We start from the raw sequence: 14,891 nt of genomic DNA on the forward strand, positions 1-14,891 counted from the left end.
TTTCTAAACTAATTTTAGTAGATTTGTAACAATCGTTGAACTTTTTCGACATATTCTTTTAAAATAAACACTGAGATAATCATGAAAAAACAATTATTTGTAGCAGCTTTTGCATGTACCTCTATATTAGCAACGGCACAGGAAGCATATCAAGCTTTCAATCCAAATTATATGGATAAGTCAGTTCGTCCACAAGATGATTTATATAATTTTGTAAATGGAAACTGGATGAAAATTACAGAAATTCCTTCTGATAGAGCTAGATGGGGAAGTTTTGACGAGTTACGTGAAAATACAGATAAAGTTACTTTACAATTAGTAAAGGATTTAATTAAGACAAAACATGCGCAAGGAACAAGCGAGCAAAAAATTGCAGATTTGTACGAAGCGTATATGAATACTGAAGCTCGTAATAAAACAGGTTTAGCACCTTTACAAAAATATTTCAAGAAAATTGATGCTATAAAAAACCTTAAAGATTTACAAGATTACTTTATAGAAGTAGCTTCTATTGGAGAAAATCCTTTTTATGGAGCATACGTTTACACAGACATGAAAAACAGTAAACAAAATGCTGTTTATTTAGGAGATGTAGATTTATCTTTAGGAAAAACGTATTATCAAAAAGAAGACGCGAAAAATACAGAAACATTAGCTAATTTATCAAAATTCGTAGATCAGTTAATGCCTTATACAGGTTCTAAAACAAAAGATTTAAAAGGTCCTAAAATTGTAGAGTTTGAAAAAATGATGTCTAAATACATCAAAACTGTAGAAGAAGATCGTGATCCAAACAAATCATACAATCCAGTAAAATTATCTGAAGTAAAAAATCTAACAAAAAATATTGATATCGAAAGATATGTAAAATCTTTAGGAATTAATCCTGAAACTGTTATTGTTGGAGAGTTAGATTACTACAAAAACTTAGATAAAATCTTAAATCAAGAGAATTTACCTTTAATTAAAGATTTCTTACGTTATAAATTAATTAATTCGTTTGCAGGTTATTCTACATCTGATTTAGATAAAATTAATTTTGACTTTTACGGTAAAACTTTATCTGGACAAAAAGAACAACGTCCATTAGAGAAAAGAGGATTATCTTTTGTAAATGGAACAACAGGAGAGTTATTAGGACAAATTTATGTTAAAGATAACTTTACACCAGAAGCAAAACAAAATGCTGAAGAATTAATTAGCTATTTATTTAAATCTTTTGATAAACACATAAAAGAATTAAAATGGATGTCTGATGAAACTAAAACTAAAGCATTAGAAAAATTAAATAAATTTACAGTTAAAATTGGTTACCCAGATAAATGGAAAGATTACTCTGATTTACAAGTGAAATCTTTAGCTAACGGAGGTAATTTAATAGATGATGTTATTGCAATTAGCAAATGGCGTTCTCAACAAAACTTAAAAGATTACGGTAAACCAGTAGACAAAACTCGTTGGGGAATGTCGCCACAAACTGTAAATGCTTACTTTAATCCAACAAACAATGAGATTGTTTTCCCAGCAGCAATTTTACAACCACCATTTTATGATTACAGAGCAGATGCTGCTGTTAACTTTGGAGGTATTGGTGCTGTTATTGGTCACGAAATTTCTCATGGATTTGATGATTCTGGAGCGAAATATGATGGTGATGGTAATTTAAAAAATTGGTGGACACCACAAGACGAAGAAAAATTTGCAAAAGCAACAAAAGCTTTAGCAACACAATATGACGCTTACGAGCCTGTAAAAGGAAGCCATGTAAATGGTACATTTACTTCTGGTGAGAATATCGGAGATTTAGGTGGTGCTTCTGTAGCATTTGATGCATTACAAATGTATTTAAAAGATAAAGGAACTTATGCAAATATTGATGGATACACTCCACAACAACGTTTCTTCTTATCTTGGGCAACAATTTGGAGAACAAAAGCAACAGATGAAGCTTTAGTAAGTCAAGTAAAAACAGATCCACATTCACCAGGATATTACCGTTCTTTTGCACCAATTGTAAATATTGATGCTTTCCATGAAGCTTTTAAAACAAAGCCAGGAGATAAATTATATAAAGCACCAAAAGACCGTATTTATATCTGGTAATTATGATTCGTAAAATCATAACTTGGTTAAAAAATAGAAAAAGAATTATAAAAATGACAACAGTAGAAGCAATAAATAATGCAAATGCAACATTAATAGATGTTCGTGAGCCTTATGAATTAGAAACAGATGGTTTTGTACCAAATGCAATTAATATTCCTTTGGGGGATGTTCCAACAAAAGTGGAAGAAATAAAAGCAATGTCTAAACCAGTTGTATTTTTCTGTAGAAGTGGAAATAGATCTGGTTCTGCAGCTCAATTTTTACAGTCAAATGGATTAGAAGAGGTATTTAACGGAGGAGGTTTTCAAGACGTTTTAGATGTTTTAGAAAAATAAATTTAGGATTTACCTACCATAATATAAAAGCCGATAAATTAATTTATCGGCTTTTTATTTGCTTGAAAAATAGTTATTTGTGTTATTTTTGAAAATAAAGATAAAAAAATAGTGACCAATATTATTTTATTGTGTCATAATAACAATAAACAAATGTAATGTCAAAAGATTCATTGGGAAATTTGAATGATGACATTTTAGTAGATAAAATTGTCAAAACCAACAACCAACATTTGTTTGCAATATTGTACGATCGATATGCAGATGTGATTTACAATAAATGTTTAAGTTTTGTAGGAGACAAAGACGAAGCAGAGGACATGACGCAGGATATATTTGTTAAGTTATTTGTAAAACTTAGAACATATCAGGCAAAGTCTAAATTTTCTACATGGTTATATTCATTTACCTATAATTTTTGTATTAATCACATACAAAGAAAACTTAATGAAGAGCGAAAAAGTTATACAGTAACAGATGATTTAATAGAAAATTATGAAGAGGATTTAATAAATGATGCAGAGATATTTGAATTAAAAGTTGAGAAGCTGCAGCTATCACTAAAAAAAATGAATGTTGAAGACAAATCGATATTACTAATGAAATATCAAGATGATTTTTCTATAAGAGACATTTGTGAAACTTTAGAGATAGGTGAGAGTGCAACAAAAATGAGATTGAATAGAGCAAAAAATCGATTGCTAGAAATTTATAATCAATTGTAACATGGAAAATCCTTTTAAAACTATTATTGAAAACGAGAAGCTTCCAGAAAAGTTGAAACAAAAAGTAATGGATGATATTGCTTTGGTAAAGCTAACACTTGATTTGGCAGATTTAATTGCTGTAAAATACCCTAAAACAATTTCAGGATTTTTTGGTAAAAAAAATAAATCAGCTAATCACAGAAAAGACGAAAATAAAAAATAAGAATTAATTAATAACAACAATATGAATATAGGTTTAAATTTTAGTTTATTAGATACTTTATATCAGGAATTTGTAATTGCTTTTCCTAAAATAGTGGGAGCAATACTTTTTGTTATTGTTTCTTACTTAATATTAAAATTAATTTTATTTATAACAAAATCTATTCTAAAGCTATCTAAAATAGATAAATTAAAAGAATCCTTAAATAATAACGATGTTCTTAAAAACTCTTCAATAGAAATAAATCCAAGTAAATTTATTTTACAATTTGTTAGATTATTCATCATTTTATTAATCATTATTATTGGTGCCGACATTTTTGGATTAACAGTTGTGTCTAACCAAATAGGAAGAATAATAGATTATCTTCCTCAATTCTTTAGTGCTTTATTAATTTTTGCAGGAGGATTTTACTTAGCGAATTACATAAAAACCATTATAAAAGGATTATTAAAATCAATTGACCTTAATGGAGCAACAATAATTAGTAATTCAATATTTTACATTATTATCGTCTTTACAGTAATTACAGCTCTTAACCAAGCAGGTGTTAATACAGATCTAATAACAAATAATTTATCATTAATACTTGGAGCAATCTTCTTAACATTAGCAATTGCATTCGGATTAGGATCTAAAGACATAATATATAGATTATTATTATCATTTTACGCAGATAAGAATTTTGAAATTGGTCAGCGTGTTATAATTGATGATACAGTAAGAGGAGAAATAATTGCGATAGATAATATATGTATGACTATTCATACAGGACAAGAAAGAATTGTTTATCCAATAAAGCTAATAGCAAATAAAAAAATAACAATTTTAGAAGAAGAATCTTCTAAAAATCAGTTTTAATATAAAAAATTCTACACTAATAAGCCGCATTTAACCTACCAGCTTTACCTAATTAAGGGTATCATCTTTATGATGATATCTAGTTTAAAAGGCTAATAAAATAGCTTTCAACCTGCCTACCTAAAAGAGACTAAGTAAATATTTAGTCTCTTTTTTTTAAAAAGGTTAATTTATTGTAAAATAGTCGTATATTTGCACCTCATTACATAATAATTATTAAAACAATATTGGCATGTACTTATCAACAGAAGTAAAAAGCGAAATTTTCGCAAAACATGGGAAATCAGCAACAGATACAGGATCAGCTGAAGGGCAAATCGCATTATTCACTTACCGTATCAACCATTTAACTGGTCACCTAAGAAAAAATATCCACGATTTTAACACAGAGAGATCTTTAGTTATGTTAGTAGGTAAGCGTAAAGCATTATTAAACTACTTAAAGAAAAAAGATATTACAAGATACCGTGCGATTATCGCTGAATTAGGATTACGTAAGTAATTTTAGAAAAACTATAAAAAGGGCAATTATAAAAAATTGCCTTTTTTTTTGTTAGAAATTGAAATAAATAATTACATTTATAGAATGCAGTTAAAGCAAACGGCTTTAACTTTAGACGAATTAAATACCAAGAAGACGAATGATTCCACAGGCGATCACAGAAAAAATTACTCTTTCGGACGGAAGAGAAATTACAATTGAAACAGGGAAATTAGCTAAACAAGCTGACGGATCTGTGGTTGTACGCATGGGTGATACCATGTTATTAGCTACCGTAGTAGCAAACAAAGAAGCTAATCCAGGTGTAGATTTTTTACCATTAACTGTAGATTACAGAGAAAAATTTTATGCAGGAGGACGCATCCCAGGAAACTTCTTTAGAAGAGAAGCAAAACCATCAGATGATGAAGTATTAACAATGCGTTTAGTAGACCGTGTGTTAAGACCAATGTTTCCAGAAGATTTCCATGCAGAGGTTCAAGTAATGATCTCTCTAATTTCTTACGATAAAAATGTAATGCCAGAAGCTTTAGCTGGTTTAGCAGCATCTGCTGCAATTGCAATTACAGATATTCCTTTTACATTAATTTCAGAAGCTCGTGTTATCCGTTTAAACGGAGAGTTAATGATTAATCCTTCTAAAGAACAATTAGAGCAAGCAGATATCGATATTATGGTAGGTGCTTCTAAAGATTCTGTTGTAATGGTAGAAGGGGAAATGAGTGAAATTTCTGAGCGTGAAATGTTAGATGCAATCGAATTTGCTCATGCAGAAATTAAAAAACAAATTGAAGCGCAAGAGAGTTTAGCTGCTAAAGTAGGTAAATCTTCCCCAAAACGTGAATATAGCCACGAAACTCATGACGAAGAAATTCGTGAAAAAGTTTGGGCTTATGGATACGATAAGTATTACGATATTGCTAAAAGTCCATCAGAAAAACACGAAAGAGGAGAGAAATTTGCTGCTGTAGAAGAAGAATTCTTAGCACAATATGCAGAAGACGAAGAAGAGTTAGCTCGTGTTAAGCCTTTTGCTCATATCTATTTCCACGATGTACAAAAAGAAGCTGTACGTCAATTAATCTTAAACGAAGGAATTCGTTTAGACGGACGTGATCCAAAAACAATTCGTCCAATTTGGTCAGAAGTTGATTACTTACCATCAACTCATGGATCTGCAATCTTTACACGTGGAGAAACTCAAGCTTTAGCAACTGTAACTTTAGGATCTTCTAAAGATGCGAATATGGTTGATGGAGTTGTTACAAACTTTGACGAAAAATTCTTTTTACATTATAATTTCCCTCCATTCTCTACAGGTGAAGCTCGTCCATTAAGAGGAACTTCTCGTCGTGAGGTTGGTCACGGAAATTTAGCTCAACGTGCATTAGCTCAAATGTTACCAGACGAATGTCCTTACACAGTACGTATCGTTTCAGAAGTATTAGAATCTAACGGTTCTTCTTCTATGGCAACTGTTTGTGCAGGTACATTAGCATTAATGGATTCTGGTTTACAAATGAAAAAACCTGTTTCTGGTATTGCAATGGGATTAATTACTGATACTAAATCAGGGAAATTTACAGTATTATCTGATATCTTAGGAGATGAAGATCACTTAGGAGATATGGATTTTAAAGTAACAGGAACTGCAGATGGTATTACAGCTTGTCAGATGGATATCAAAGTACAAGGTTTATCTATGGAAATTATGGAAACTGCCTTATTACAAGCTAAAGAAGGTCGTTTACATATCTTAGGTAAATTATTAGAAACATTACCAGAGCCACGTCAACAATTAAAACCAAATGCACCTAAAGTTGTAGTTGTAGAAATTCCGAAAGAATTTATTGGAGCTGTAATTGGACCAGGTGGAAAAGTAATTCAAGAATTACAAAAAGAAACTGAAACTGTTATTGCAATTACAGAATTAGATACAACAGGTCGTGTTGAAATTAATGGAGTTATCCAAGAAAATATAGACAGAGTTGTTGAAAGAATCAAACAAATAGCATTTGTTCCAGAAGTTGGTGCAACTTATAATACAGTTGTAAAATCTATTAAACCATTTGGAGCTTTTGTTGAAATTTCTAAAGGAGTTGAAGGTTTAGTTCATATTTCTGAATTAGAACACAGACGTTTAGAAAAAGTAGAAGATTCTGTAAATATTGGTGATAAAATTGACGTTAAATTTTTAGGTTACGATGATAAAAAGAAAATGAAATTATCTCGTAAGGCTTTATTGCCAAAACCTGAAAGAACTGAAAAACCAAAAGCAGATAAAACAGAGGAAAAACCTCAAGAAAATAAAGAAGCTTAATTAAAGTTTTTTCATAATATTTAAAAGCCACTCAATTTTGAGTGGCTTTTTTTATTACCTTATATCAACTTTTGTTTATAGAATATAAAGTACTTTTATCATAAATATTTAAAATCACAAATATGTCAAACGTAGGATTAATTTTAGAAGAGAAAGCTGCTGATATAGGAAACTTTTTAGTAGGAAGATTATTGCCATTTAAACAAAAAAGACATGTAGGTCCTTTTGTTTTTATAGATCACATGGGACCAGCCAAATTAAAAGATTATCAAAACTTAGATGTAGGACCACATCCACATATAGGTTTATCAACTTTAACGTATTTGTTTGAGGGTGCAATAATGCACAGAGATAGTTTAGGAACAGAATTAGAAATACAACCAGGTGCAGTTAATTGGATGACAGCAGGAAAAGGTGTAGTACATTCAGAAAGAACTCCAGAATATTTAAGAACGACAGAAAAAACACTTCATGGTTTACAGATTTGGGTTGCATTGCCTAAAGAGTTAGAAAATATGGAACCAAGTTTTGTTCATGTTGAAGCAGATAAATTACCACATTGGGAAGATGAAAATGCTGCGTATAAATTAATTGCTGGTCAGTTTAGAGAATACACATCTGGAGTGCCTGTTTATTCACCTTTGTACTTAATAGAAATAAAAGCACACAATGATTTTAAAGTTTCTTTAGGTAAAGATCTTTATGGAGAGTCTGCTTTATATGTTCTAGAAGGAGAAATAAAAGACGGAGGAGAGACTTACGGAACAAAACAGTTATTGGTAGCAAAAGATGCGAAACTATGTGAATTTGAAATAAAAGCAGGTTCTACAGTTTATATTTTTGGAGGTGAAGAATTACCAGAAGAACATTTTATATTCTGGAATTTTGTAAGCTCTTCAAGAGAAACAATTGAACAAGCAAAAGAAGATTGGAAAAATCATAACTTTCCAAAAGTTCCTGGTGATGATGATTATGTTCCTCTTCCAAAAGCACAATTAAATACTAAAATAAAGGACCAAAAATCTGATAATAATGAATAATGTAAAAGTAAGTTCTACAATTACTGATGAGCAATATATAACTTCAAATAAAATTCGTCAACATCATTTAATTGTAGACGAACCAATAGAAAAAGGAGGGAAGGATACCGCTCCAACACCAACAGAATTATTAGGTGTTGCTTTGGCTTCTTGTACTACAATAACATTACAAATGTATATGGGGTTTAAAGAAATTCCTTTTGAGAATATAAATGTAGAAACAGATTTTGAAGTAAAAACAACAGAATCAATTTTGTTTAAGCGATCTATTACAATTGAAGGCGAATTTGATGAAAAACAACAAACAAGATTACTCAAAGTAGCCAATTCTTGTCCAGTGCATAAAATATTAGAAAAAGGTCATCAAGTAGAGACTAAAATTTCATTTAAATAAAAAAATGCTCTCTAATATTAGAGAGCATTTTTTTTAGCTTATTCTTACGGGATAATTTGATATTCCTTCAATTACCAGTTTTTTGTTGTTTTTTAATAATGTGATTAATTTTCTTAATTTTTCTGCATTATTATCGCTATTAAACATATCGTCATGCATTAAGATAACTAAATGATTTTTTTCGAAAGTTTTATTTTGATCTAATCGATGAATAATTCCTTCGTAAATCTTTTCAGGATTATCAAGATGCTCAGCATTACGATTCCATTCGTAATCCCAACCGTAGATATAGTATTGTTTTTTTGCAATAATATCAGCAGCTACATTAGCATCTTTTAAAACGTCTCCTTTTTTTCTATTATTAAGTCTCCAAACATTACGAGCAGGTAAACGAACCCATCTTGAATGAATGTCTAATACCACTTCATTTTTTCGTATATCCTCAAAAACTTGTTCTGGCATACTGTAAAAACTTTTGTATTTATTTCTAGCATGAGAAAAAGTATGATTCGCAATATCTACGTTCGGATTTAATTTATAATCCTCAACGTGTTCTTTTAATTCTTTTGTAAAAGCATTATATCCAACAAGAAAAACTGTACCTCTTACGTTTTCTTCTTTTAGAATTTTATTGATGTTTTTACTTCCTTTGTATGGACCATCATCAAAAGTAAGATAAACATACTGTTTAGTAGAATCTATCGTGTTTTCTTGTTCGTTTTTAACAAGTGTATCTAACTTTTCAGACAATGTGTCTAATTTCACACTATAAATAGTGTCATTTTCGTCTTGTAAAATCTCCTTTGGAGTGTCGTCTTTTGATGCATCTTGTGTAGAAGAATTTTCATTTTTACATGAAAAAGCTAAAAACAATAAGCTAAAAAGGAATGTAGTTTTGTATATAGTAAATTTTGACATCGTAATAAATGTTGGATTTTCTGCGAAATTACTAATTTTTAAACGATTAATATGTTAAAAGGAAAACCAATTATCAATAATTATTTGTTTGCTAAATTGGACAAATATTTTTTGATAATTTGTAAAACACCATCCTCATTGTTAGAAGGAGCAGAAAATTTTGCGACTTTTTTTACATCATCATGCGCATTTTCCATTGCATAACTATATTTTGCTAATTGTAACATTTCTATATCATTCATAAAGTCACCAAAAACCATCACTTCATCAGACGTTATATTTAGTTTTTCCATTAAATTCTTTAGCGCAACACCTTTGTTAGAATTTTTATTCATAATATCTACCCAAACTTCTCCAGAAACAACAACTTTTAACCCGTATTTCTCAAATTCTTTTAATAAAGGGTAAACATTATCTTCTGTACCTCCAGGATGATTGATAGCTATTTTTATAAATTTCTCGTTTTCAACTTTAGTTAAATCATCTACTTTAGTATTTTTAGAATAATAATTTTTAAAATATTCAAGAAACTCTTCATCAGTAGATTCTACATAAGCACCATTTTTTCCTGCTAAAACAAGATGAGCGCCTTCTATCTTTCTTACTTTTTCTATAATTTTATGTATAACAGTTGAATCTAATTCATCTACAAAAATTTCTTCCCCTTTATTGGTAACAAAAGTTCCATTTTCTGCAATTACAGCTAATTCATCTTTTATATCCTCAAAATAACTTATAATACTAAAATATTGTCTTCCACTTGCCGGAACAAATAGGATATTATTTTGTTTTAATTCTTCGTAAACATGTTTAAATTCAGAGCTTAGTGAGTGATCAGATTTTAATAATGTACCGTCCATGTCGGTTACAATTAATTTTATATTTTGCATTTATTGTCGATTTCTTAATTAAAGAAATAAAGTTAGGAGTTATTATTGAAACGAAAAATTTTAAAATAGAAAGTATAACTATAATCATGTTTCAAATACCAGTTATTAAAAATATAATCGTAAATTTGCACACTGTTTTTTAAAGAGAGATTAAATGCAAGAGGTTTTAGTGAATGATCAAGAAGAGAAATTTTTAAATTATTGGGGGCAAAGATTCCGTAAAATATTTGAAGAAAATACAAGCTGGACAACCATGTTTATGACAGTAAATAAATCAACTTTTCCAGAAACATTAGATATTGAAACGTTTTGTCAAAGATTTATTCAAGAATTTAATATGGGGTTATCGTATAAATATGATGACACTGAAAATAAATTTGATTTAACAATAACTAGATAAGTATTTATCTGTCAAATTATAATTATACTGATAATCAGGATTTGTTTTATAAGTTTTAAATTATTGTAAAATTAAATTAAAATCCATTTGATTATTATTAATAAAATGTTTAATTTCGCAATTCACTTTTAAAGGTGATTTAGTTTTTAAAGTTTACAACATTTGTATAGCTCATAATAAGGTTGAGCGTCTCTACGGCAGACCATGAATAATTGCCACTACAAATGAATTTTTTTCAATCAATTTAGGCGTTTTTATGAATGCTTGAATCTGAAAAATATTTGTTTGTGTAGATACAAATGGTTTAAACATAATAGACCAAGAACAACAGCAAACAGAACAATGAACCAAAGACTTTTCATTCAGAAGAAATCAAATTTTGACGTTATCAGTCAAAAGACTACAATAGAACTTAGAAACCTTGTACCTACAATTGTGTGCAAGGTTTTTGTTATTTATGATCTATTTAACATCGAAGAAAGCCAGCTACAAGAAGTTCAGAATAAAGTATTTGTAGATCCAGTTACTGATGTGGTTTATAAGTATGCAGAAGATGCTATTAGCGAAAATATACCTTACACAAAAAACTATTTTGCAACAGAATTTTTACCAGGTCAATATAATCAACGTGACGATTCTGCTGAGCAATGTTTAGTTTTAATGAATGTAGAAAATGTTACGGTTAAATCTGGATTATTATACATTTTTAATGAAGATTTATCTGCAGCTGATTTACAAAAAGTAAAAGAGTATTTAATTAATCCGATAGAATCTCGTGAAAAGGATTTATCTAAAATGGAAGTTCCTGCGAATCCAGAAGCAACAGAAGTTCCAGTTATAGATGGTTTTATTTCTGCTGATGAAAATCGTCTTCAAGAAATATACAAAGAATTTGGGTTGTCTTTAGAGATGGATGATTTAGTTTTTATTCAGGAACATTTTAAATCTATTCAACGTAATCCAACAGAAACAGAACTTAAAGTTTTAGATACATATTGGTCAGATCATTGTCGTCATACAACTTTTGAGACAGAGATTACAGACGTAAAATTTAATTCAAAATTTAACGATACACTTCAAAAAACATTTTCTTATTATCAAGAAATACGTAAAGAATTAGGAATTTCGAAACCAATTCGTTTAATGGATTTAGCAACAATTATGGGAAAATATCTTTCTCGTACAGGTGTTGTTAAAAACATAGATGTTTCTGAGGAAATTAATGCTTGTTCAATTGTTGTTCCAATTGATGTAGATGGTGTAGAAGAAGAATGGTTATTACAATTTAAAAACGAAACGCATAATCACCCAACAGAAGTTGAACCTTTCGGGGGTGCTTCTACTTGTGTTGGTGGAGCAATTCGCGATCCTTTAAGCGGACGTTCTTATGTTTTCCAAGCTATGAGAATTACAGGAGCGGCTAATCCTTTAGAAAAAATAGAGGATACTTTACCAGGGAAATTACCACAGCGTAAAATTTCTAGAGAAGCTGCAAATGGATATAGTTCTTATGGAAACCAAATTGGTTTAGCAACAACTTTTGTAAAAGAAATTTACGACGAAGGGTATAAAGCCAAGCGTATGGAAGTTGGTTTTGTTGCTGGGGCTGTTAAAAAAGAATATGTTCGTCGTGAAGAACCAGTTGCTGGTGATCAAATTATATTATTAGGTGGAGCAACAGGTCGTGATGGTGTTGGAGGAGCTTCTGGTTCATCTAAGACTCACGATGGTTTAAAATTAGACGATTTATCTGCTGAGGTACAAAAAGGAAATGCAATTGTAGAACGTAAAATTCAACGTTTATTCCGTAATCCAGAAGTTTTAGCATTAATTAAAAAATGTAATGATTTTGGAGCTGGTGGAGTATCGGTTGCAATTGGTGAAATAGCACGCGGTATTAATGTTAATTTAGATTTGGTTCCGTTAAAATATGCAGGACTAAATGGTACTGAATTAGCAATTTCCGAATCGCAAGAGCGTATGGCTGTTGCTGTAGAAGCAAAAGACGTTGAGAAATTTATTGCATTAGCAAAAGATGAAAATCTTGAAGCGACTTGTGTAGCAGAAGTTACTGCAGATGATACAATGACTTTAGTTTGGAAAGGAACTAAGATTGTAGAATTAGACCGTAAATTTTTAGATACAAACGGAGTTCGTAAGCAAGCGAAAGTTGAAGTTGCGGATGAAGAATATAAAAATCCTTTTGATAATAAAGCATTCAATAAGAATGAGTTTATAGCAATGATGCAAGAATTAAATCATGCATCACAAAAAGGTATGGTAGAAATGTTTGATAACAATGTTGGACGTTCTACTATTTTAAATGCTTTTGGAGGAAAAACAATGGATACTCCAGAAGATGTTTCGGTACAAAAATTCCCAACAGACGGATTTACGAATGCTGTTTCAATTGCATCATTTGGTTATAATCCTATTGTTTCTCGTTGGTCAAATTATCATGGAGCTTATTTCGCAGTGATAGATTCTATGACGAAAGTTGTAGCTGCAGGAGGTAATTATGCAGATATCCGTTTAACATTTCAAGAATACTTTGAAAAATTAAGAAACGAAGAAATTCGTTGGGGAAAACCATTTGCTGCTATTCTAGGAACAATCGAAGCGCAAAAACAATTCGGGATTCCTGCAATTGGAGGAAAAGATTCAATGTCTGGTTCTTACCAAGATATAGATGTTCCACCAACGTTAATCTCTTTTGCAGTTGCACCATCAAAAGCAGAAAAGATTATTCAAGGAACATTTGCACAAGCAAACTCTAAACTTTCAGTTTTTGTTCCTACTCAAAATGAAGATTTCTTAATCGATGAGAATAATACTAAATCAATTTTTGATTTTATTTACTCTTTAGATAGAGAGAATGTAAAATCGATGATGACAGTTAAATTTAGAGGAATCGCAGAAACATTAGCTAATATGGCTTTTGGTAATGAGATTGGTTTTGAAGTTGAAACAACTTTAGATTTAGCTAAATATTATCCTGCATCGATTATAATCGAACATACAGAAGATTTAATAGTTCCAGCTGAACTTGCTAAAAATTACCATGCTATAGGACAAACAAATACATCTGATATTTTTAGTTTGAATGGAGAGCAAATTAATGCGAAAGAACTAAAAGATGCTTGGAAAACAACATTTCATTCATTATTTCCATACAAAACAACGACAGATGTTGTAGTAGAAGAAAAGGATTTAAAAGCAGAACAAATTTGTTTTTCATTTGCAGATCATAAAGTAGAAAAACCAAAAGTTTTTATACCAATTTTCCCAGGTACAAATTCTGAATATGATTCAGCAAAAGCTTTCAGAAGAGAAGGAGCAATCGTTTCATCTTTACCATTCAGAAATCTTTCTCAACAAGATGTAGAAGAATCTGTAGAAGCTTATGTAAAAGAAATTAATAAAGCAAACATATTATTTATACCAGGAGGATTCTCTGCAGCCGATGAGCCAGATGGATCTGGTAAGTTTATTGCAACGGTTTTACGTAACGAGAAAATCAAAAAAGCAATTCATGATTTATTAGATCGTGATGGATTAGTTTTAGGAATTTGTAATGGTTTTCAAGCTTTAATTAAATCAGGATTATTACCATACGGTAAAATTCAGGATTTAGAAGAAAACACACCAACATTAACGTTTAATGAAATTGGTCGTCACATTACACAATTAGCAAAAATACGTGTAAATAAATCTCATTCTCCTTGGTTAAAAGGAATGGAAGGACAAGAATATTGGATTCCATTTTCGCACGGAGAAGGACGTTTTGTTGCTAATGAAGAAGAATTAGAAAAGTTAATAGACAAAGGACAAATTGCAACACAGTTTGTAGACTTAGAAGGGAAATTAGCTAGTCAAATGCCATATAATCCAAATGGATCAACTTTTGCTGTAGAAGGAATAGTTTCTCCATGTGGAAAAGTATACGGAAGAATGGGACACCCAGAACGTTACGAAGAAGGATTATTTAAGAATATTCCTGAAAATGGATATATGAATATTTTTAAAAATGCTGTAGAGTATTTTAAGAATTAAGAATTAAGAATTAAGAATTAAGATATGTTTTAAACATATTATGTTACTGAAGTTATTTAAACTTTAATGTCATTCTGAGCCTGTCGAAGAATAGTAAAAGAGTTTATAAAATGTTTCGACAAGCTCAACATGACAGATCTTA

General features: G+C 30.3%; 13 protein-coding genes and 1 riboswitch. Of the genes, 11 read left to right on the forward strand and 2 right to left on the reverse strand.

The genetic code is table 11. From position 1 onward, the window contains the following. Positions 1-81 precede the first annotated feature (81 nt). The 9 genes from BUA86_RS04450 (at position 82) to BUA86_RS04490 (ending at position 8,488) form a co-directional block, all read left to right on the forward strand. The gene (locus tag BUA86_RS04450) at positions 82-2,103 is read left to right on the forward strand and encodes a M13 family metallopeptidase (protein ID WP_072930256.1); all 2,022 of its coding nucleotides are present in this window, start codon (positions 82-84) and stop codon (positions 2,101-2,103) included. Positions 2,104-2,156: 53 nt separating this feature from the next. Then, entirely contained in the window at positions 2,157-2,441 is a 285-nt protein-coding gene (locus tag BUA86_RS04455; RefSeq protein WP_072930367.1) for a rhodanese-like domain-containing protein, read from the forward strand. Positions 2,442-2,599: 158 nt separating this feature from the next. Next, positions 2,600-3,166: an RNA polymerase sigma factor gene (locus BUA86_RS04460; RefSeq protein WP_072930258.1), complete on the forward strand. Its 567-nt coding sequence runs from the start codon at positions 2,600-2,602 to the stop codon at positions 3,164-3,166. Position 3,167: 1 nt separating this feature from the next. Further along, a complete protein-coding gene (locus BUA86_RS04465) occupies positions 3,168-3,371 on the forward strand; it encodes a hypothetical protein (protein ID WP_072930259.1) in 204 nt (67 codons plus the stop codon). A 21-nt stretch (positions 3,372-3,392) separates the two neighbouring features. Beyond that, positions 3,393-4,232, forward strand: a complete 840-nt coding sequence (locus BUA86_RS04470; RefSeq protein WP_072930262.1) for a mechanosensitive ion channel family protein — start codon at positions 3,393-3,395, stop codon at positions 4,230-4,232. 232 nt (positions 4,233-4,464) lie between these two features. Beyond that, the gene (gene rpsO, locus BUA86_RS04475) at positions 4,465-4,734 is read left to right on the forward strand and encodes a 30S ribosomal protein S15 (protein WP_072930263.1); all 270 of its coding nucleotides are present in this window, start codon (positions 4,465-4,467) and stop codon (positions 4,732-4,734) included. A gap of 139 nt (positions 4,735-4,873) precedes the next feature. Beyond that, positions 4,874-7,054, forward strand: coding sequence for a polyribonucleotide nucleotidyltransferase (locus BUA86_RS04480; RefSeq protein WP_072930265.1), 2,181 nt, complete (start codon positions 4,874-4,876; stop codon positions 7,052-7,054). 122 nt (positions 7,055-7,176) lie between these two features. Beyond that, positions 7,177-8,094, forward strand: a complete 918-nt coding sequence (locus tag BUA86_RS04485) for a pirin family protein (RefSeq protein ID WP_072930267.1) — start codon at positions 7,177-7,179, stop codon at positions 8,092-8,094. Beyond that, complete coding sequence (locus tag BUA86_RS04490; RefSeq protein WP_083580298.1) at positions 8,087-8,488, forward strand: OsmC family protein; 402 nt, start codon at positions 8,087-8,089, stop codon at positions 8,486-8,488. Before BUA86_RS04485 ends, BUA86_RS04490 begins: the two co-directional genes overlap by 8 nt. A 33-nt stretch (positions 8,489-8,521) precedes the next feature. Here the strand turns inward: BUA86_RS04490 and BUA86_RS04495 are convergent, their stop codons facing one another. Both BUA86_RS04495 and BUA86_RS04500 read right to left on the reverse strand, forming a co-directional pair. Continuing rightward, positions 8,522-9,406, reverse strand: coding sequence for a polysaccharide deacetylase family protein (locus BUA86_RS04495; protein WP_072930270.1), 885 nt, complete (start codon positions 9,404-9,406; stop codon positions 8,522-8,524). Between the two features lie 80 nt (positions 9,407-9,486). After that, positions 9,487-10,296 (reverse strand): Cof-type HAD-IIB family hydrolase, encoded by an 810-nt coding sequence (locus BUA86_RS04500; RefSeq protein WP_072930271.1) that lies wholly within the window; start codon positions 10,294-10,296, stop codon positions 9,487-9,489. A 154-nt stretch (positions 10,297-10,450) separates the two neighbouring features. Here BUA86_RS04500 and BUA86_RS04505 point away from each other — a divergent pair, with 154 nt between their 5' ends. Next, positions 10,451-10,696 (forward strand): hypothetical protein, encoded by a 246-nt coding sequence (locus BUA86_RS04505; RefSeq protein WP_072930273.1) that lies wholly within the window; start codon positions 10,451-10,453, stop codon positions 10,694-10,696. 142 nt (positions 10,697-10,838) lie between these two features. Next, positions 10,839-10,937: riboswitch (purine riboswitch) on the forward strand. Positions 10,938-11,038: 101 nt separating this feature from the next. Then, positions 11,039-14,749 carry a phosphoribosylformylglycinamidine synthase gene (locus BUA86_RS04510; RefSeq protein WP_072930275.1) on the forward strand — a complete coding sequence of 1,237 codons (3,711 nt, stop codon included), beginning with the start codon at positions 11,039-11,041 and terminating at the stop codon, positions 14,747-14,749. Positions 14,750-14,891: the final 142 nt, after the last annotated feature.

It is taken from the genome of Chishuiella changwenlii (assembly GCF_900142565.1).
GTDB lineage: Bacteria > Bacteroidota > Bacteroidia > Flavobacteriales > Weeksellaceae > Empedobacter > Empedobacter changwenlii.